This is a genomic window from Vibrio sp. A8-1 (assembly GCF_013048685.1).
GTDB classification, from domain to species: Bacteria; Pseudomonadota; Gammaproteobacteria; order Enterobacterales; family Vibrionaceae; genus Vibrio; species Vibrio metschnikovii.
Map to the genome: position 1 here is coordinate 1 of NZ_VHTC01000044.1, position 20,981 is coordinate 20,981.

Consider the following 20,981-nt stretch of genomic DNA (forward strand, 5'->3'; position numbering starts at 1 on the left):
GAATCTGTTGGGCGGATTAATCGCGTACTGCTTGAGGGATAAAAAGCCCAGTCTAGATCTAACAGCTCAAGAGTTTGAGCTGTTAGAGAGTAATTGCTTAGTTCTGGCTTAACCAGATCTCAGGTTATCAAGCAAGTGTCATTCACAATACCAAGGATCTCATTGGTGATAATAGTACCCTCGCCACAGAGTTGACGGTATTTTTCAACGATATCAATAATAACGTTAGCAATCGACAAGGGGTAAACTTAGACAAAGAAAGCGATAAGTTACAAAGCTGGAATACTAATCTCGATGGCTACACAATTTATGGTTTCGATTGGATTTCTCAATATCGTTGGCGCAATTTCTATTCTGACTTTTCAGCCAGTTATGCTCGCGGTAAAAATAAAGGCAGTTTAAAAGATTCGACGGGAGCCGATGAGAACCGCCCCAATGTACCACCTCTTAATATCAACCTAGGCATAGGTTATGAGTGGATAGACGGTTTACGCACTGGATGGAAGGTGCGCTGGTACGATGCTCAAAACAAAACCGAAAAGGACAGCATGTTATCTAACCTGCCCAGCAGTCAATACACATTGCAAGATATCTACCTTCACTGGGATGTCAAACCAGTCGCAGGGCTACGCACAGGTCTAGTGATAAAAAACTTGACTGACCGCTACTACGAGCCTTATTTGATGAATGGTGTACCCGCACTTGGGCGAGAAATTAAACTACACCTTAGTTATCAATATTAACTCCCTTTCCTGTTTTTCCGGATCTAAAAGAGAGAGCAACGTGGCTCTCTCTTTTAGATTGATTGCTTACCATCCGATGTGTGAATATTTTGAACCGCTTGTAAAAAGATAAAAGCTAACTAAGCGCTCCTGCTTGATCACGAGTGACAGCTGGCTTAAGTTTAACCATAATCCAAAGCGCACATAAACTTATAACACCCTTTGACGATTACCGTTGCCCATGTTCCTTTTATAAAGTGTGTTCTTTAAAACATTTTGATTTTATTTTTATGGGGTGGGCACACACTCTCCCATCTCTTTCTGTAGCCAATGCTGAAACTTAAGTTCAAGCTCTGACAGCATTTTCTCTTGACTCAGTAGAATATAGTTATATCCAGACTTAACAAATCCAAAGGGCGCAATAAGATTACCACGCTCAATCTCATCCACGACTAAAGGATAGGAGCCCATCACTGCACCTAACCCATCGATGGCGGCTTGGATACAGAAATAGAAATGAGCGAAAGATTGTACAGCATTATCTCTCATGTCATAGTGTCCAACACTCATCATCCACTCTCGCCAAGCATTAGGCCTAGTATGACTATGTAGCAATTTCACTGTGCTCAAATCATCCTGTACTTGCTGCCAATAATCGGGGGAGAACACCGGACCGACCCACTCCTCTACCAATGTAGTTTTTGGATATAAATACAAAGGCTCAAAATCATCCCGCCGAATTGCCATTGAAAGTCCTGTTGAACCGAGTGTCACAGGACCTCCCGCGGTCGAAAGTCGCACATCAGCATCACTCTCGTCATTGAAAGTAGATAATCTAGGCATTAGCCAACGCGTGGTTAAAGTCGGTTCGCACGACACTTCTAAGCATCGATTTTTCTCTTGGACAAGCTTAGTTACGCCACTTTCTAGTATGGCAAAGGCTTGCTGAGTATGATCTTTGAGTATCTTTCCTTCTTTAGTAAGAAGTAAGTTCCGCCCTTGCTTATAAAACAAAGGTAAAGAGAGGTAATTTTCCAACACTTTGATCTGCTTACTGACAGCACCATGGGTAATATTGAGTTTATCTGCCGTTTCAGTAAAACTCGTCGAAAATGCAGCCACATGGAAAACATGAAAAGCTTTAAGATGCCTCATGTGTGAAATTTTCTCACAGTTACAAGAATTTGTTTCGATTATAGTCTGTCATTAGTTTTCCTACAATTGCATCATCAAAAACCATCAAAACAGGAACAACTATGGAGATTTTTAGTCTTGCCTTATTAGGCGTTCTTATTGTTGTGAGTCCAGGTGCAGATTTTGTCCTAGTGCTCAAAAATAGTCTCAATCAAGGTAGACAAGCAGGGATTTATAGCGCCATCGGGATCAGTCTAGCCATTTCAATACACATCGCCTACTCCATGCTTGGGATCAGTTATTTAATTTCACAGAATGAATGGTTATTTAGTTTGATCCGTTACTTGGGAGCGGCGTACTTAGTGTATCTTGGTTTAAAAGGAATTTTCAGTTCTTCCCACCAACCAGAAAACAATGCCCCCCAATACACAGCTACTCAACAAGTTTGGCCATTTTTCTTACAAGGGTTTCTGTGCAATGTACTCAATCCAAAAACTATGTTGTTTTTCCTAAGCATTTTCAGCCAAGTCATCGACCCAGACTCAGCAACACAACATCTAGCCTTAATGTATGGGGGATACATGATTGTGCTACATGGTATTTGGTTTTCAATTATCGCGGTCTTATTTACCTCACCGAAACTGCAAGCTTTACTGCTGGGTGTAAAGCATAGATTGAATCAAGCCTGTGGGATAGGATTGGTGTTGTTTGGAACCATATTGGGGCTGAAGTCATAACGAGTAAACCGTGTTTTAAGGGTACTCTGGAAGTGATACAAACCTCACTATAGAAGACTTAGTGAGGTTTGTAGTCCCTCGTTAATAATAACTACGTAAAAAATACCATTGTATCTTGTATTGTTTGAACGTAATTTCGGGATGATATTCAAGTAGACATAACTAGCTACATTGCCCTGATTCATAACAGATGATGGCTTGCTTAAGTTTTGCCATATCCGATGCGCACAGGTAAGGTTTGAGCGCCGCGAATTTCTCTTCTGGCCAATCGTACACTTTCAACGCCAGCAGCTCGTCAATCACGTTCGCTTGAAAACGATATTTGACCAACTGAGCAGGAGAGCCAACGACGATACTGTAAGGGGCAACATCTTTGGTCACAACGCTATTAGCCGCCACAATGGCACCTTCACCAATCTTAACGCCCGGCATGATCATCGCCCGCATGCCTAGCCATACTCCATCATACAAAGAGTGATAAAAATCACTCTTTGTAACCATATCAAAATCAAAACAGTTACCGTACAAATTTTCAGCTGTGCCACAATTTTGCCATTTACCGCCCTACACTGTTTGAATTGGATCAATGATTCCCAACCAAGTCATTCACAGAAAGAATGAAATTTATATGATTTCTCTCGATTTTATAATAATAAGAGAAGCATCTAATGAAACCATCGTACCTTATTGCTTACGCTGCGCTGATCAGCGCAGGTTTTACCACCAGCGTGCAAGCTGACGCCATCTTGCATGCTTTTAACTGGAAATATAGTGATGTGACAGCCAACGCAGAGCACATTGCCGCAGCGGGTTACAAAAACGTGCTGGTTTCACCAGCGATGAAATCGAGTGGCAACGAATGGTGGGCTCGCTATCAACCTCAAGATCTTCGAGTGATTGACTCGCCAATCGGCAACAAAACCGATTTTAAAACCATGGTTAATACCCTACGCACTTATGGCGTTGGCGTTTATGCTGATGTAGTGCTCAATCATATGGCGAACGAAACTTGGAAGCGCAGCGACCTCAACTATCCCGGCAGTGAAATATTAACCAACTACGCGAATCAAGCGAGCTACTATCAACAGCAAACCCTGTTTGGTGATTTAACCCAAAATCTGTTTTCAGTGCATGATTTTCATCCTGAAGGTTGTATTACCGATTGGAGCAACCCCGGCCATGTGCAATATTGGCGTTTATGCGGTGGCCCGGGAGATCGCGGCTTACCCGATTTAGCAGCGAACGATTGGGTACTTGAACAGCAAAAATCCTACTTACGCGCACTAAAGCAAATTGGTATCAGCGGCTTTCGCATTGATGCTGTGAAACACATGAGTCAATACCACATTGATCAAGTGTTTACTCCTGATATTATTGCCGATATGCATGTTTTTGGCGAAGTGATCACCAGTGGTGGCCTAGGTGATGCCACTTATGATGGGTTTCTGGCCCCTTATTTAAATAACACTAACCATGCCGCTTATGACTTCCCACTGTTTGCCTCCATTCGTGCCGCTTTTTCCTATCTGGGTTCCATGACCTTATTGCACGATCCACAAGCTTATGGACAAGCATTGGATAATGCACGGGCGATTACCTTTACTATCACCCATGACATTCCGACCAATGATGGCTTTCGTTATCAGATCCTCGATCCGCAAGATGAACAGCTCGCTTATGCCTATATCCTAGGCAAAGACGGTGGCACGCCGCTGATTTACAGCGATGCCCTCGCGGCGAACGAAGATAGAGATAATGGTCGCTGGGCGAACGTTTGGAATCAACCAACTATGCTGCAAATGTTACGTTTTCATAACGCAATGCAAGGCCAATCGATGACCATGATACATAGCGATACATGCTTGCTGATGTTCAAGCGTGGCAAACAAGGGGTGGTCGGCATTAATAAGTGTGGTGAAGCGAAGCCCATCACCATTGATACCTATCAACATGAATTCAATTGGTATCGCGCTTATCAAGATGTATTAAGCGATGACGAGTTTATCGTTAATAACCGTTACCACACGTTATCAATCCCTGCACGTTCCGCTCGGATGTGGATGCAGTAATTGCTTGAGTACCATGGTCTGATTACAAAAGGAGTGATTTTAAATCACTCCTCTCTTCTAGGATCGTTGCCCATGAGCTATTTCAATCCATCTTATTAACCAATGGCTAGTTTGGTTTCAGCATAACGGAGCTTTCTTTTTCGTGGGCTTGCTAAAAAATAAGCCAATGTTAATGGACCAAGTCGTCCCATATACATCATAAAAATAATGATAATTTCCCCCGATAGTGAAAGCTCTCCCGTTAACCCACGAGATAAACCGACTGTACCTAACGCAGACACCGCCTCAAAAATAATATCGAGCATCGGAGCATTTTCACTCAGCAGCAAAGCAAAGATCGCTAACCAAGTCACAACGGCTGAAATCAAGGTCAACGCCAACGCCTTGCTGATGGTGTCTTTAGCAATTTCACGATTAAAAACAGAGACTTGTTCATCACGTCGTAAATAAGCATAAGTCGATAAAATCAGCACCATAAACGTCACGACCTTAATACCACTCGCAGTACTCAACGATCCGCCGCCAATAAACATCAGCATCAATATAATGGCTGTTGTGGCATCTTCGAGTTGATCAATCGCCAGCGTATTAAAACCCGCCGTTCTTGGTGTCACTGCTTGGAACCATGATGCTAACCATTTTCCTAATTCATCGAGCGGCGCTAAGGTATTAGGGTTATCGCGTTCAATCAAATAAATCGCAATCACCGCAACCGCGTTAATCAAAACCGTTCCGATGATCATCATCCGACTATACACGGTTAATTTTGACCAACGACGATGACGCTTTAAATCCATCCATACAGAAAAACCTAAACCACCAACAATAAAAAGACCCGTAATGGTGAAGTTAACGATAGGATCGGCAACATAAGGCATCAAACTATCAGCACTAAGCGCAAATCCAGCATTGTTAAAGGCACTAATGGTATAAAAGAAACCATGAAACAAGCTAGTTTGCCATCCCAGTTCGCCGCTCCACCGTAACGTTAAGATCAGCATGCCTACCAGCTCTACAGCCAATGCAAACATAAAAACGGATTTCGCGGTTGCAACCAAGGTCGAAGAATCGGTTTGATTAAACGCCTCACGAGCCACGGAACGCTCTAAAAAACCGATTTTCCCACCTAAAGCGATTAAGGTAACAATGGCGAATGTCATTAGTCCTAACCCGCCACATTGGATCAGTAATGCTATCACCACTTGCCCAAACTTTGTGAACTGAGTCCCCGTATCCACCACCACTAATCCAGTCACCGTGATGGCTGATGTGGCGGTAAATAAGCTTTCAATCCAAGAGATGGGTTCGTGTGTTGCTATTGGCAATTTCAATAACATCGCCCCGACGAGAATTAACAACAAAAAGCTACCACTTAAAATCAGCGGCGGCGCGCCAACTAACTTTTTACCCGCTTTAGGTTTACGCTCAATCGGCGTGATGGATGGATGCCATAAAACCATGTCACACCAACCTTGGGGCAAGATATTTTAATTCAGCACGGGTTCCGCAGAGCAGAATAATGTCCTTCTCTCGCAACACAAAATCATGCGCTATTGAGTTAATGATCTCTTGATCCCGTTTAATCAATACCGTTTGTACGCTGCCTTTAGCATCACCCAGTACTTGACCAATTGATGAGTCGTGTAATGATGCTCGAATATTCACTTCCACGACGTACAAACCATGGCCTAATGAAAGGTAATCATTAACCATAGGATAATTCAAAGCCTGTGCAACACGTACTCCCATTTCCTCTTCAGGATGGATAATACGCTGCACCCCCAGTTTAGAGACAATGGTATGGTGAGCTTTAGTACTGGCTTTGACCCAAATCTCTTTCACCCCCAGATTTTTCAACGCTAAAGTGCACAGTAAGCTCGACTGCATATCTTCACCAATCGCCACTAAGACCGCTTCACTATTACCCAGATCCAACTCACGTAACGCATTTTCATCGGTGGAATCACAAATAATCGCTTGAGTAAGATCTTCTACGTATTTTTCGACCAGTTTGGGGTCGCGATCAATCCCAGTAACAGTGTGCCCAAGATGAACGAGTTCTAAACTAGCAGCAATGCCAAAACGCCCGAGTCCAATAACGGTAAAATGAGCCATGACGGTTCCTTTATTATGTGTTGAAATATCGATAATTACGTCGCTGTGGCGTAAACACCACTTGGTGGTTAATCCTGTAATTATCAGGTTTACTGATTAACTTTTTCTCTAATAATGTGGATAAGAGATTAGTGATAAGATCACTCTGCACAGACCAAACGATAGCCGATTCCAGACTCCGTTTTTATTATCTGCTGCTCATCAGCACTATCATTGAATTTTTTGCGTAACTGACTGACTAACACTCGCAGATAGTGCGTATCTTCTGTATGGCTGGCTCCCCAAATCTCGCGCAGTAAATCGGTCTGTTTCACCAATTGCCCCGGAGTGCTCATCAACATTTCAATAAAAGCAAATTCCTTTTTAGTCAGCTCGATCTCCGTGCTTGATAGCCAACATTGATGAGTGTCCTTTTGTAATTTCAGCGCCCCAAAAAGAAGGGTATTTGGGCATTCAGCGTCTGAAACTAAATCTCTTACCAGCACCTTAACTCGTACAATGAGCTCGCGAACACCAAAAGGCTTACTCAGATAATCATTAGCGCCGGCTTCAAGTAAACGGATTTTCTCTTCTTCTTGATCTCGTGCGGTTAATATCAGGACTGGTGTTTTACTCATGGTACGAATATGAGTCAGAAAGCCAATACCATCGCCATCAGGCAACCCCAAATCAAGCACCACGACATGAGGCTGAAAACGAACAAAGGTTTCTCTTGCCATTGCGATAGAGTCTGCCCCCATGTAATCAAATCCTTCTGCCGCTAACGAAATACGCATAAAGGTTTGAATTTGCGGCTCGTCATCGACTACCAGTATTTTATAATTCACGATCCTCTCCTTGCTCACCGAATGGTAGCGAAATACGTATCAAACATCCCTGCTCAACATCGACAGATTCAATACTCCCCTGGTGGGCGCAGATCAGACCTTTAGCAACACTCAAACCTAGCCCAGAGCCCGAGTCAGCGTTGTTATTGGTTGAGCCTGAATAAAAAAGCTCAAATACCTTTGCCGCCTCATCCGAGGTAAGTTTTTGACCTTGGTTATAGATGTCAACGACGACATTTTGCTTAGCTTGATACACGGTCACTGTCACCGCGGTATGATGAGGTGAATAACGCAGCGCATTATCCAATACGTTCAACAACGCTTGTTCAATCAAAGTTCGACTAACAGAGATAGGCCGTATAACCCCATTAACCTGAATATCGACTTGCTGCGCCGAGCAAGATAGACGCTCAACCACCGTTTTCAGAATATGCACAAGCGATTCTGGTTGTTTTTGGATACGCACCACGCCGTGTTGCAACTTCGTTGCTTGCAAAAGATTCTCGATATACTGGTGCAAGCGATGGCTTTCTTTTATCGCACTATCCAACAGCTCATTTTTTTCCGCTTCTTTAAGTTGCTGTTGGTATTCTTGAAACGTAGTCAAATTGCCAATCACGCCTGCCAATGGTGTTCTTAGATCATGAGAAACAGAGAGCAAAATTTGGTGACGTAACTGAACTTGTTCGAGTGCACTTTGCGAACGACGATAACGCGCAGCAAGCTGACTGGTTGTAAACGCCACCACCACAAAAACCAGCAGATTAATAATGTCATCCCAATGAAACATCTGTAGCGAATAACGAGGCGTGGTAAAGAAAAAGTTGAAACTCAATGCCTCGATAATCGCAGCCACATAGGCTATCTGAGAGTGACATTGCAGGGCAATCACCACGATCGATAACTGCAATACCAGTAATACTGCGATAGTTGAACCTAACCAATGATCCAGCACTAAAGAAACGAATAGCGCACTGAAAAAAACCAAAATAGAGAGTAAGTAGCGATTTTTAAACCAATGGATAACCATAAAAACTGCAACACGATGCAAAACATGTTGCTCACTCTATCAGATGCCGAAAAAGGCTTCGCGTAAAAAAAGCGTAAAAAATTTATATATGTCTTTTTTATTGCTATGATGCCCATATGCATGGGTCAGCATTTGAAGCAACACGAGTCCAGAAGCGATGTTTCAAAATATCAATTTAAACTTATTGAAGTCATTACATATTATTTTGCATGAAACTCATGTAAGTAACGCGGCCAAACGCCTTTACATTACACAATCCGCTATGAGTAGACAATTAGCTCAGCTACGAGAAATATGCCAAGATGAACTACTCGTCCGTAATTCTAATTTTTATGTTCTAACACCTAAAGCTGAGCTACTAAAAAAGAAACTTGATCTTTTTTTCTCAGACTTCGAACACTTATTAAATGATGTTAAATTTGAACCTAAAAATTGGCAGGGTGAATTTGTTATTTCTTCCAGTGACTACGTAGCTCAATATATATTACCTCATATATGCTCTACACTTGGACAACTCGCTCCAAAGTTAGACATTTCTTATCAGCTATGGAACCCACTGCACATAGGTAAATTACATGAATTGGGAATAGATATAGCCTCAACCATGCTGAGCGAAAAACCTGAAGGTATTTCCAGTCAATTCATAGGCAGTGATTATTCCGTACTTGCAATGCGTGCAGGGCATCCTTTATCGAATAAAGATAAAATCAGCATCAATGATTTAATCAGCTATCCATATATAAAGATAACAGGAGGAGCAGATAAAGATTATTTATTTGATCAGTACATAGATGCTCTAAAACTTACCAGAAATATAAAACTAAAAGTCCCATTTTTTTCAGGTGCAACGACACAATTAATTCAAACAGACTCACTCATGGTCATTCCTCTACATATTGCCAAAACGCTCGAAAAACTATCATCCATCACTTATAAGCAACTACCATTTGACATTGGCATTAATAAGTATTGGTTAATTTGGCACCCTAAATTTGATAATGCCCCAAGCCACAAATGGATAAGAGAACAAATCATGTTGATAATGCAAGAGAATGAATATTCTATTCACATTAGTTGATTAACAACTCACCATCATTCCCCCAAATCATCCCTAGTATGATTTATCATGATTTCAAATCATGGCAATCTTCTTGTATGGTTCAGAAACTGCTTTTAATAAGGCAGGATACCTAGGAGAAGTACATGACATTCACATTTATCGTTACCTTATTAACCATATGTTTATTGGGAGCAATGTCCCCTGGACCTAGTCTGGCTATCGTAGTCAAACACTCACTAGCTGGCGGGCGCTTATACGGGATGCTCTGTGCTTGGTCACATGCCTGTGGCATATTTATTTATGCACTCTTAACGATCAGTGGATTATCCATTGTATTTCAGCATTATCCTGTTTTATTCACCACAATCTCGTATCTAGGTGCTGCGTATTTAGCTTATCTTGGGATTCGTTCTTTACTGTCAAAAGGGGGAATTCGTGACAAACTTCAATCAGGCGAGCCAGGTAGCGTTATAGAAGCAATGCGAGATGGCTTTGCAATATCTATATTAAGCCCTAAAATTGCGCTATTTTTTATCGCACTCTTTAGCCAATTTATTACAGAAGGTCAAGCTGGTACCGATAAAACGATAATAGCTTTCATGCCAGCTATCATCGATGGTCTTTGGTATACTATAATTGCGGCTATATTTTCAAGTCATTCTGTTGTAGAAAGAATACGTTCTAAAGCTGCCATTATCGATAAAATAACAGGATTAATTTTAATCTCATTAGCCATAAAAGTTATTTTTATATAACCAAAAAACTAACAGTTATATACCTCACATCACTTAATTTACAGTAAGCTTGGTTAGAGATAATAGATAATAGCCAAAATATTATAAAACCGGTCGCAATGAAATATTGATGAACGCTAAGGAAAACTAAAGATTTTTGTAAAAAATCCTTATATAAAGACAAGGCGTGATTTAAAGTCACTCCTTGTCTTTCTTAGTCACGCACTGTTATAAAAATCAACATTCCCTCATCACAGCTCAATTTGCCTCTTCACGCCCGAATCTGTGGCAAAATCATCATCATGACTGACGAGAATAAATCCGCCACGATAATCATATAAAGCTTGAGCTAGGATGATTTTAGAATCCAAATCAAGATGATTATCCGGTTCATCAAGTAGCAGTAATGGCTGCTGCGGTTGATGACTGGCAATCAACATGGCTAATTTCATCTTCTCACCGCCGCTTAAAGTCCCGCCAAGACGAAAGACACACTCACGACGAAAGCCAATACCCGCGAGCAATGTTCTAGCTTCTCCCGCTTGCATACCATCACATTGCTCTAGCAGGTTATCGAGCATTGACAATTGCGGCACAATCACCGCGAAATGTTGATCAAGATAATAGATTGGCGCGCTCCGTTGCAGCGAGCCTTGCTTAAGTGAAAGCTTGCCGAGTAAGGTTTTCAACAAGGTTGATTTACCACTGCCATTAGCGCCAATAAGGTGAATTTTTTCATCCGCTTTCACTTGCCAGTTGATGGGTTGATTGCGCCCGAAAGCCAATACCGCATCGAACAAGGCAACAGCATGACGCGGTCGATTAACGGTATCCGCCAAATAGAGTTTTTGCTGACTTATCGACTCTTTCCTCGCCTTTAATGCTTGTTGTTTAGTCTCTAAATGAACTTGACGCCGCTGCTGATTTTTAGTGCGATTGGCGCTACGCGCGGTCGCTCTATCTTGCTGAAAATCCAATAAGCTTGTCGCCTGACTACCGGTTTTACGTAATTTGTTCCCTTGCGCTGCTCTTTGCTGTGCTTTTTCACGATTTCGCTGCGCTTGTATCACTAATTGCCGTTGCTGCTTGTCAAGGCTAGTAAGCTGGCGCTCTAACGCCTGCGACTCGTGACGCTTTTGCTCGGCGTACACATCATAATTTCCGCCAAAGATTTGCAGACCAAGGCTAGATAACTGCCAAATCTCCTCCATCTCTCGCAAGAATAAACGGTCATGGCTAATCAGCAAAATCGCTCCCTTGAAAGCCCGCATCGCCTCAAGCAACCACTGCTTGGCCGCCCCATCAAGATGGTTAGAAGGCTCATCAAGGATCAATAATTCAAACGGACTACTCAACAGTTGCCAAAGCTGCAATCGCGCCAACTGTCCACCGCTCAGCTGTGCGCAAGCAAAGTGAGGATCAGCCGGTAACCCGATGGCGTTTAGTTGCTTTGTCAGTTGCTGCGGCAAATCCCACTGCTCGCAAATCACATCGAACCAATGCGCTGAGCAATCACCGGACTCAACGTGTTTTAGCGCTTCAAGTACATCGGCTTTACCTAAAAACTGAGCAATAGACAGGTCGCTCGCCAATAAGTGCGAAGGTTGCTGACGATAAATGGCCGTCGACTTCGTTCGAGTTATCGTACCACTCGATGGTGGTCGGTCACCGCTTAATATCGCCGCTAATATCGATTTGCCTACCCCATTACGGCCAACTAAACCGATACGCTGACTTTTGATAGCCAATGACAATGACTCGAACAGCCTATCGCCATTATCAAATTGATAGCTGATATTATCAGCCTGTAAAACTGGCATGATTTGCCTCCTGTAAGTCAGGGACAATCGCCGCCGCTAAGCTATAACGAAAATGAGATTCAAGGCCAACGCACACTCTGATTGAAGAGCTATGCAGGTAATGAGGCAAAGAATGATCGGAAAGTGAGCTACGCCGACTAACCCTGTCGATCCAAAAATAAATGAAAAAATGGATAACAGGCTCAGTTATTCATGTGGGCGTACTCTCCTAAAGAAATGAGGTAATCAGATTAGGAGATTTCAGCTAGAGAAGTCAAGAGGATAAAAAAGGGGTTAGTTTAGCAAATCTATCATCAATCTTGTGCTTGTTTTCACCGTGGTGAGCTTAGTCGTCGCCTCTTTGTGCTCTAAGAAATCGCTCGATTAGACTAGATCGCACTAACTAGCTAAAAGCCCAAAGAGACATCAACAAAAATGCCACTCTGTTCAATACAAGTGGCATTTTATTATCCCGACAAGAGCTAACGATGAGTGGTTATTGGTACTTCTCACCTGCTGCAGCGACGAACGCCATTTCTACTAAGAGTTCAGGATTCGCCAATTCAACTTTGACGCAAGCACGACTTGGTGCGCACCCTTCAGGGAACCATGTATCCCATACTTCGTTTAGCGCATCAAAGTTAGCAAAATCCGTCACGTAAATCGTCACAGATAGAATGCGTGACTTATCGCTATCAACATTGGCTAACATTTGCTCAGTTTGGTCGAAAATCTGTTGTACTTGCCCTTTCATATCCGCAGTGGTATCTGCTTCTGCCACCTCAACAAAGTTGGCAATGCCGTTGAATACCGTAACATCAGACCAACGTTTGCATGGATTAATACGATGAATTGTCATGTTATTTCTCTTAATTATTGTTTCTCAACCAAACACACAGGTGCACCAACATCACACGAGTATCCGGTTGGAGTGATAGCGCCAGTTTCCGGATTCCTATGAAAGCTAGCGACATTATTCGAATGTTGATTGGCAACGAGCATCCACTGCCCGTCACGGGATAGAACAAAATCTCTTGGAAACTTACCGCCACAATCGGACGTCGCAATTTGAACCGGGATATTACTCGTGACATCAAATGTACTGATCACGTTTTGCGCACGGCATGAGACATAGACAAAACGCTCATCCGCAGAGAGACGAATCGCAGACGCCGCTTCTTTGTTTTCTTCATCGGCTAGCAGCTTAACTTGCTGAGTCAGATTCCATTGCTCGTCGTGCTTGCAAAGTACCACCAGCGTTTCGGACAATTCACACACCACGTACGCAATAGACTCTTCACGGTTGAAAACCAAATGACGAGGACCTGACCCAGCAGGCATAGCGACGCTTTGTGTGAGTGAAAAGTTGCATGCCTCACCATCATTTTCAAAGTCATAAAAATGGACACTATCTGTGCCTAAATCGACCACAGCAAGTTGCTTGGTGTGATTAAGAAACTTTGCTTGATGCGCATGAGACGAGGCTTGACGAGCAATATTGGGACCACTGCCTTCCACATATAATTCTGCAATAGATTTCAACGGCTTACCATACTCATCAATGTGATAAACACTTACATTTCCGGAACCGTAGTTGGCCACAGCAAGTAGCGGGGCTTTGATGTCGACATAGCAAGGATAGTCGCCTTCAATTGGCAATGCATAGCTGTCTGTATTTTCAGCAAAAATCAGCTCTGCACCTTCCAAGCGTTCTACTTCATTAAAGGTGTATAAGCCATGTTCGGTAACCGTAAGATAAGACGGATTGCGTGTCGTTCTCATCGCGTCTGGCACGAGGTCGTGATTGATTGTCAGTAAACCAGTAGTCGAATCGAGAGAGACACACGCGATACCATGACTTTGACTTGGTGAATCGGTATAGGTGCCCACATAAAAATGTAAGTGACCATTTAATGTCATGAGAAAACCTTTCGGAGATATAATAATGCTTAACCGTTAAGATTCCGCCTGTGATACCAGACGGCAATCTCTTTTAGTTATCAATCGGTTAAAGTGTGAAGCAACTGCTCAGTTGGTACGACAATAGCGACAATAGTTTCATCAAAAATAATCGCATTTTCATTGGTGATACGTTGATACGCTTCAACATCAGATTGGCCCATACCACTGCCCTGCTTAGCAAGTTCAATCAAGGTTAAACCTAAATCGGCAACTTTGATGGCAGCTTCTGCAACTGGCACTGTTTCTACCGACGCCACATTTGCCGCGAAAATAGGTTTGGCTTGCTGCGCCGCTAATTTAATATTTTGATAATGCATCGCTAACGCATCCAACGCAGTTATATCACCTTGAGCATAAGCCACGACCAAATCTTGCATCTCGTACACTGCTAGGCTTTCTACTGGTAATGCGTCCGCAAAGCGGTTTAATCGTTCGTACTGGTTGTATAAATCGCCTTCGTTTGGTGTAGAGATCCACTTCTCCCAGTGACGAGCGTAGTATTGAGCAGGCTCAATGTACTTCGCTAACGTTTGTAGCGGTGTTTCGTCCGCACCATTGGCAAGACGTTTCAACATCATATTGGCATCGGCATGATGACGCAAGCCAAGCGAAATTTCAGACCATGTATCTATTACCTTCATGCGCCTGTACATGCTGCGTTCATCAGTCAGGTCTTGACTCGACCATAGACGCTCAGCAATTGCGTAGCTTCTCGGCCATAAACGTTGCTCGATGGTCATTGAATCGAGGTTCTCTCCCCAAATGGTGATTTCTCCACCCAAGATTAGCTGCTGTTCTTTCTCGGTCAGTTCTGCCGGATAACCGCCATTAGGCTCGGGAATTATACTACCTTCCATGTCACTGCTCGCCACTAATTCTCCAGTCGTAGGCCAACGAACATTGCCAATCAACTGGTAACTACTATCTTTCAACTTGCCATCCGCAAAGTCATAATTGAACTCGGTATAAGACATAAAGTTATCGAAGTGGCCTCTAAATTTCACACCCGGTAGGTACTCAATGATGAACACCTCTTCGCGAGACTTACCGTTGTAATCGGTAAACGCACGGTAGCTGCCGTCTGCCGCTTTAATAATGGTTAGATTACCTATACGCGGACCACCTTTGTTGCGCGGTTTCACCCAATCATAAGTCGCGAATTTCTCATCTTGATATAGTTGGTCATCTACCGTAATTCCTTTCGGTATTGGGTCATTGCGGTAGTGATAGCTGGTTGGTTGAGGCTGGTCTAGATAATAACCTGTTGAGAGAATACCTTGGTAGCCCTCTTTTGCTGCTCGACCAATACTGTCGTGCCCTTGCCAGCTTTGAATCACAATCGAAGTGGGAAGATCTTTGTGCCAGATTTCATCCCAACCTGTCATCTTCTTGCCACGTGCTTCCAGCATTTGTTCAACCTTAGTGTTCAAATACGATTGCAGACCACGCTCACCATCTAAGTTATTGTCTTTGATAAATTGCTGAATCTTAGGGTTGTCTTTCCACTGTTGGTAATTAGGCTCATCACCACCGATATGGAAATACTCATCTGGAAAGAGCTCGACCACTTCGTCAAACACGCTCACCAGCATCTTGTAAAGTTCGGGATTGGTAGGGTCCATTAACGGTTCAAACACACCCCAGCCACGTTGGTGCGGATAAGATTGCTCGCCCATACCAGACATCAGTTCAGGGTATGCGTGCGCTACTGCCGAAGCATGTCCCGGCAAAGAGATTTCAGGGATAACTCGAATACCAAGGTTACGCGCATAATTCACCACATAGCGGATTTCATCTTTGGTGTAGTAATCACCATCTGCGGTGTCTTGCCACAGTTTTTGGTAATTATCGAGTTGGATACGGATCGCTTGGTCATCCCACATATGCCAATGGAAGACATTCATTTTTGCTGATGCCATCGCATCGAGTTGGCGAAGGATCACATCGAGTTCAATAAAGTGACGGGAAGTGTCGTAAGAAACACCACGCCAAGGAAAACGCGGCTCATCTTGAATCGACACTGCAGGAACAAAGTACCCTGTCGCATCCGTAGTCACTAACTGCAAAAAGGTTTCTAAACCATGGAAAGCACCGTAAGGGCGTTCGGAGCGAATGATGATCTGACCATTGCGCGATTCCAGTTGATAAGACTCATCACTATTAATGTCTTGCACCTCTGACTTCGGCGCATTGCGAATATCAATCACCAAGGTCGCGTCTTTTTCCGACTCGGCATACCAGTTCAACATTGGTAAGCCAGTTTGGCGATATAAACGCTCCATAGTGCGCTTTATGTTGAACTGCACCCGCGGTGAATCATAGCCTTTGATGTAAATGCTGAAGGATTTATCCAGTGAGATTTTCCCCTGCCCCAGCTCTACATTTTGTGGATAAGGCATTAGGTTAAGATCGGTGTTGGGAGTCATCGCCATCGCTGCCGTTGGAATTGTGATTAAGCCTGAAATGAGTAGTACTAATGTTCCTTTGTTCATCCGCGCCATCCTATCGTTGTTATTCAACCCGAGTCACTCTGTTTCAAAGAAGCATGTGACTCGGCCAAAACACTTTGTTTGAGTTATGCGACCAGCTCCACCGCTTCACGAACCAGCTTGCCAACCTCGTCCCACTGTTCGTTTTCAATTAAGCTCGGTGCCACCATCCAAGTACCACCGCAACAAACCACACGGTCGATGGCTAAGTAATCATTGACGTTATTTTTGCCAATACCACCCGTCGGCATCAAACTCACATCGACATAAGGTGCCAGTAGCGATTTCACCATCGCAATACCGCCGCTCGCTTCCGCAGGAAAGAATTTGAGGAAGTTCAAACCCAGCTCAAGTGCTTGTTCAACCTGACTTGGACTGTTCACACCCGGTACAATTGGCATGTTGATTTCTTGGCAGCGATGTACCGTATTTGGATTCAACCCCGGCGCGACAATAAACTCTGCACCCGCGTCTTTCGCTTGGGTAATTTGCTCTGGCGTCAATACTGTACCTGCACCGATGCACATTTGCGGATATGCGTCACGCATGGCTTTAATCGCATCGGCTGCCGCTTCTGTTCGAAACGTCACTTCTGCGACTGGCAGGCCGTTTTCTACTAGTACTTTCGCCAATGGAATCGCGTGCTCAACTTTGTTGATTTGGATAACTGGAATAACTTTGAATTGCTGAAGTTGTTTAATCATTGCTTGGGACATAATACGTTCTCGGAAATTATCGAATGAGATGAGCCATGGCGTCGTTTGGAATGATCGCGCCAGGATATTGAATAACGGTTGCGGCTAGTCGGTGACCGAGTTGAGCAGACTGCTCACAGCTTTGTCCGGTCAATCGCCCAGCCAAGTAACCAGCGGCAAAGGAATCGCCAGCAGCACAGGTGTCGATCACTTTCTCGACCTTCTCGGCAGCTACGTAAGCGCTTTGCTTTTCTATGTTTTGATGCCTGAGGTTTTGTTTGTCATCACCTTGCGACCAAACCAGCTTGCATGGTTCGCAGCCACGTTTGATCACGATTTCTGGGCAGCCAAAGCTAAGGCAGCGCTGCTCGGCACTTTCTTCTTCCCCCCACACTAAGACATCATCGTCTTCTGTGATAAGTGCAATGTCGACTAAAGGCAGAATTTGGCTGTACCAATGTTTCGCCTCTTCTGCAGACCAAAGTTGAGGACGGAAGTTATTATCAAAGATAATTTTGCCTCCACCTTGTGAGAACAGACTTAACGCCTTTTTAAGCCTTACCTTGCTATCGTCATTTAAAATCGCAATGCTGATGCCACTTAGGTAGAGGTAATCCAGTTCTTGGTTCGTAATCGCAGACTCTAATTTATTGAGTGAAGAGGTAGAGAAGTAGCTTTTAACAGCTGCGCTATCACGCCAATAAAGAAAGCTGCGCTCGCCTTCTTGATCTGTCTGCACCATATACAATCCCGGCAACTGAGCTGGGAAGATCTCGACAAGATCAGTTGCAATGCCTTCTTGTTGCCAGTTTTCCAGAAGTTCTTGAGAAAGTACGTCTTCCCCAAGACCGGTCGCGTAAGACACTCGGACAGGTTGCTGATTAGTCAGGCGAGAGAGGTAAAGTGCAGTATTGAGCGTGTCGCCCCCAAAACCTTTGCGAATTGGGTCGCCGCTCAGTTCAATCATGCATTCGCCAAAGAAAGCAATTTTAGTATGGGATGAATCCGTCATCGTTCACCTAATTTGGATAGATTTAGAATAGTGGCTCGGGGGAGCCACCCGTTTGTCAGGCGCTTATCAACGAGTTTCTGCTCGAGCCGGAAACTCTCTTCTGTTAAGCATTTTGATTTGCCGCAGTTGTGCGGTTTTGTAGAGAAGCATCTTGTTCCAGAAGACCTTTATCAGACAATTCCATTTCCATCAGAGCACGCTCATCATCAAGGATTGCTTTCGCTATTTCTGGTGAAACTTGGTTAGCTGGAGTCACTAGGCTTACTACCACACCTGCGGTTAGGGCAAATAAGCAAGATGGAATCACTGGGTTACCCCAAAAAGTGGTCAGGTCTGGGCTCATCATTACTGCAAATGAAGCGATAGATGCACCGGCCAATGTTGCCAATGCACCTTGCCAGTTGTAACGCTTCCAGAAGCGACCTAACATACCGCAGACAAACATACCAGACATGACTGTCGAGATCATCTTAGTGATATAGCTGATGATGTCGTTCGAGGTTAGTGCGAACAGCAATGCACAACCGATCACTACAATCAAAGCCAAGCGAGAGTAATTCAACATGGATTCTTTGTTTGGCACGCGACCTGTGAACATGACGTAAACATCACGCAGTAAGATAGACACGCCCGCAATCGCATCTGAACTTGCACTCGACATGGTTGCCGATAAACCCGCAATCAGAACAATAAGACCGACGCCTACTGGCAATATCGTTGCTGCGATATACGGGAAAGCAAAGTTCGCGTTGTTCAGTTCAGGGTCCATCGCATGCGCCGCCATGCCAATAACTGCTGGGATGATTGAGAAGAACAAGTACAGCACACCAGACGCCACGAATGAACGACGGATGGTTGATACATCTTTACCTGAGTAAATACGTTGGCGGAATGAAGGCGTTGCAAGTACACCCACACCAATCACGACAGCAAGAGAAACCGCAGGAATTAAACCCAGCTTATCAATCGCAAGGAAGCTAACTGCTTCTGGGTCCATAGCAGAATAAAGATTGTCTAAACCACCTATGTGCTGCACAGACAGTACCGCCATTAGAATGAAGCCGACAAACAAGATGATGGCTTGAATGGTATCCGTCCAAACTACGGCAGTGTAACCGCCAATCACAACATAAATGGTAAACGCTGCTGCGATAATCATCTTCGCAGTGCTGAGCTCAATATCGGCAATCCACGCTAAGTACATACCACCTCCAAGGATGTGTGCGCCCAGCCAGCCAATACAAGCGATAAAGATAAGCAGACCAACCACGTTCTTCACGATGCGGTTTGCACCCACGTAGTAGGCAAGTTCTTCACTCATCGTCATGAAGTTAAGTTTACGAACCGGTGCAAACCACAGCGCCAATAGTAAAATACCAATTGCGCCGCCAATGCCGTAAAGCGCACCAGCCCAACCGTTTGAGTAACCAAAGCCGACCGCGCCCATACTTGAGCCCGTGCCAACCATGGTTGCTATCGTGGTACCTAATACGAGAAACAGAGGTAATCTTCGACCACCGAGTAGAAAGTCTTCACCTGATTTTTGGTTACGAGAAACAAACCACCCCAACCAAATTAAAAATAAGACATACGCACCGAAGCCGGTAAGAAATAGTGTACTGTTCATTGAACACCTCTTATATAAAATCCATCTTTCAGATTGATATAATTCCAGCAGCAAGTATTAGATTTTATTCCATATATTATCTAATTTTATTTTTATAGCTTTCGCTAAATATATTACGCACTACTGCTTTATGAAATTACATTTATGTAGGGAGTGAGAGTGCCAAAAGGGTAATAACAGGAAAGTAATTATTTCCGGCACTCTATTTTATTTAATTAGGTAAAGTGTGATTTCTATCGGCGATCTTCGCGATAGCAAGTCACATCGACCTCGACTTTCACGTCCACCACGAGATCACACACCATGCAAATACGTGCAGGTGGGTTATCACCGAAGAACTCTCTGAATACTTTGTTAAACGATTGGAAATAACGAGAATCTGTTAGTACCACTTTTACGTGTACCACGTCAGCTAGCTTGTAGCCTGCTTCTTCCATAATATCGACACAGTTTTGAATCGCTAAGCGAGACTGGTCAACGATGCCGCCTTCTACCACTTCGCCGTTAGTCATTGGTGTTTGACCTGATACATATAAGAAGCCACCCGCTTCTGTTGCACGTGCAAATGGTAAATGTTGACCGCCAGTACCTATGCCACCTTCTACACCATAACGTTTAATTGACATAATATTCTCCAGTGATAATACTTAATCTATAAAATTAATTAATTTTATAGATTATTGATGGGTGTTATTTCTATAAATAAATACACCATTTCTATTGTCGGTGACTTTATCTTTTAAATAAGATAGCTCACCATTTACAAATACAGATTCAATACCTTGCGCGACAGAAATTGGATTTTCGTACGTTGCAGTATCTTTAATTGTACGTGGGTTAAATGTAAGTGTTCACCAAGCCCCTATTGACAGAAAAAGTGTGACACTCAGCACTTGATCCACTTTTTACTATTGAGTGATCATTCCAGTGCTTCATCCTGTTTGTTATGAGCAGAAAGAAAGCCCCTAA

Annotated in this window: 18 protein-coding genes and 2 pseudogenes; 5 read left to right on the forward strand and 15 right to left on the reverse strand. The window is 43.6% G+C overall.

All coding sequences use genetic code 11. The features are described from left to right. Positions 1-191 precede the first annotated feature (191 nt). Complete coding sequence (locus FKN93_RS15590) at positions 192-743, forward strand: hypothetical protein (RefSeq protein WP_170905544.1); 552 nt, start codon at positions 192-194, stop codon at positions 741-743. Positions 744-1,010: 267 nt separating this feature from the next. Here FKN93_RS15590 and FKN93_RS15595 read toward each other — a convergent pair whose 3' ends face one another. Then, positions 1,011-1,877, reverse strand: a complete 867-nt coding sequence (locus tag FKN93_RS15595; protein WP_170905546.1) for a LysR family transcriptional regulator — start codon at positions 1,875-1,877, stop codon at positions 1,011-1,013. 101 nt (positions 1,878-1,978) lie between these two features. On the opposite strand from FKN93_RS15595, the gene FKN93_RS15600 reads away from it, so the two are divergent. Continuing rightward, positions 1,979-2,593, forward strand: a complete 615-nt coding sequence (locus FKN93_RS15600) for a LysE family transporter (RefSeq protein WP_170905548.1) — start codon at positions 1,979-1,981, stop codon at positions 2,591-2,593. 162 nt (positions 2,594-2,755) lie between these two features. Here the strand turns inward: FKN93_RS15600 and FKN93_RS15605 are convergent. Then, positions 2,756-3,058: pseudogene (locus FKN93_RS15605) on the reverse strand (CatB-related O-acetyltransferase); the annotation flags it as partial. A 203-nt stretch (positions 3,059-3,261) separates the two neighbouring features. Here FKN93_RS15605 and FKN93_RS15610 point away from each other — a divergent pair. Next, positions 3,262-4,662 carry an alpha-amylase family protein gene (locus tag FKN93_RS15610; protein ID WP_170905550.1) on the forward strand — a complete coding sequence of 467 codons (1,401 nt, stop codon included), beginning with the start codon at positions 3,262-3,264 and terminating at the stop codon, positions 4,660-4,662. A 95-nt stretch (positions 4,663-4,757) separates the two neighbouring features. Here FKN93_RS15610 and FKN93_RS15615 read toward each other — a convergent pair whose 3' ends face one another. The 4 genes from FKN93_RS15615 to FKN93_RS15630 all read right to left on the reverse strand — a co-directional run bounded on the left by FKN93_RS15615 (position 4,758) and on the right by FKN93_RS15630 (position 8,634). Beyond that, positions 4,758-6,122: a TrkH family potassium uptake protein gene (locus FKN93_RS15615; protein WP_170905551.1), complete on the reverse strand. Its 1,365-nt coding sequence runs from the start codon at positions 6,120-6,122 to the stop codon at positions 4,758-4,760. A 1-nt stretch (position 6,123) separates the two neighbouring features. Continuing rightward, positions 6,124-6,777 carry a TrkA family potassium uptake protein gene (locus FKN93_RS15620; RefSeq protein ID WP_170905553.1) on the reverse strand — a complete coding sequence of 218 codons (654 nt, stop codon included), beginning with the start codon at positions 6,775-6,777 and terminating at the stop codon, positions 6,124-6,126. Between the two features lie 140 nt (positions 6,778-6,917). Beyond that, a complete protein-coding gene (locus FKN93_RS15625) occupies positions 6,918-7,604 on the reverse strand; it encodes a response regulator transcription factor (RefSeq protein ID WP_170905555.1) in 687 nt (228 codons plus the stop codon). Further along, complete coding sequence (locus FKN93_RS15630; protein WP_170905569.1) at positions 7,594-8,634, reverse strand: DUF4118 domain-containing protein; 1,041 nt, start codon at positions 8,632-8,634, stop codon at positions 7,594-7,596. Before FKN93_RS15630 ends, FKN93_RS15625 begins: the two co-directional genes overlap by 11 nt. Positions 8,635-8,791: 157 nt before the next feature. Here FKN93_RS15630 and FKN93_RS15635 point away from each other — a divergent pair, with 157 nt between their 5' ends. Both FKN93_RS15635 and FKN93_RS15640 read left to right on the forward strand, forming a co-directional pair. Continuing rightward, positions 8,792-9,712, forward strand: coding sequence for a LysR family transcriptional regulator (locus tag FKN93_RS15635; protein ID WP_170905557.1), 921 nt, complete (start codon positions 8,792-8,794; stop codon positions 9,710-9,712). A gap of 125 nt (positions 9,713-9,837) precedes the next feature. Beyond that, positions 9,838-10,449 (forward strand): LysE family translocator, encoded by a 612-nt coding sequence (locus FKN93_RS15640; protein ID WP_040904394.1) that lies wholly within the window; start codon positions 9,838-9,840, stop codon positions 10,447-10,449. A gap of 230 nt (positions 10,450-10,679) precedes the next feature. On the opposite strand, the gene FKN93_RS15645 is transcribed toward FKN93_RS15640, so the two are convergent. From FKN93_RS15645 to FKN93_RS15685, 9 genes and pseudogenes are all read right to left on the reverse strand, one after another. Beyond that, a complete protein-coding gene (locus tag FKN93_RS15645) occupies positions 10,680-12,248 on the reverse strand; it encodes an ATP-binding cassette domain-containing protein (RefSeq protein ID WP_170905559.1) in 1,569 nt (522 codons plus the stop codon). 475 nt (positions 12,249-12,723) lie between these two features. Further along, the gene (locus FKN93_RS15650) at positions 12,724-13,086 is read right to left on the reverse strand and encodes a RidA family protein (RefSeq protein ID WP_004395525.1); all 363 of its coding nucleotides are present in this window, start codon (positions 13,084-13,086) and stop codon (positions 12,724-12,726) included. 14 nt (positions 13,087-13,100) lie between these two features. Further along, positions 13,101-14,147: a lactonase family protein gene (locus tag FKN93_RS15655; protein ID WP_170905561.1), complete on the reverse strand. Its 1,047-nt coding sequence runs from the start codon at positions 14,145-14,147 to the stop codon at positions 13,101-13,103. Between the two features lie 80 nt (positions 14,148-14,227). After that, a complete protein-coding gene (locus FKN93_RS15660; protein WP_170905563.1) occupies positions 14,228-16,681 on the reverse strand; it encodes a beta-N-acetylhexosaminidase in 2,454 nt (817 codons plus the stop codon). A gap of 83 nt (positions 16,682-16,764) precedes the next feature. Then, positions 16,765-17,394, reverse strand: coding sequence for a bifunctional 4-hydroxy-2-oxoglutarate aldolase/2-dehydro-3-deoxy-phosphogluconate aldolase (locus FKN93_RS15665; RefSeq protein ID WP_161425491.1), 630 nt, complete (start codon positions 17,392-17,394; stop codon positions 16,765-16,767). A gap of 16 nt (positions 17,395-17,410) precedes the next feature. Further along, entirely contained in the window at positions 17,411-18,385 is a 975-nt protein-coding gene (locus tag FKN93_RS15670; protein ID WP_161425492.1) for a sugar kinase, read from the reverse strand. A gap of 103 nt (positions 18,386-18,488) precedes the next feature. Then, on the reverse strand, positions 18,489-20,012 hold the full coding sequence (locus FKN93_RS15675) for a sodium:solute symporter family protein (RefSeq protein ID WP_170905565.1): 1,524 nt from the start codon (positions 20,010-20,012) through the stop codon (positions 18,489-18,491). A 233-nt stretch (positions 20,013-20,245) separates the two neighbouring features. Next, the gene (locus FKN93_RS15680) at positions 20,246-20,638 is read right to left on the reverse strand and encodes a RidA family protein (protein WP_170905567.1); all 393 of its coding nucleotides are present in this window, start codon (positions 20,636-20,638) and stop codon (positions 20,246-20,248) included. A 51-nt stretch (positions 20,639-20,689) separates the two neighbouring features. Next, positions 20,690-20,854, reverse strand: a pseudogene (locus tag FKN93_RS15685) (D-aminoacylase); the annotation flags it as partial. Positions 20,855-20,981 lie beyond the last annotated feature (127 nt).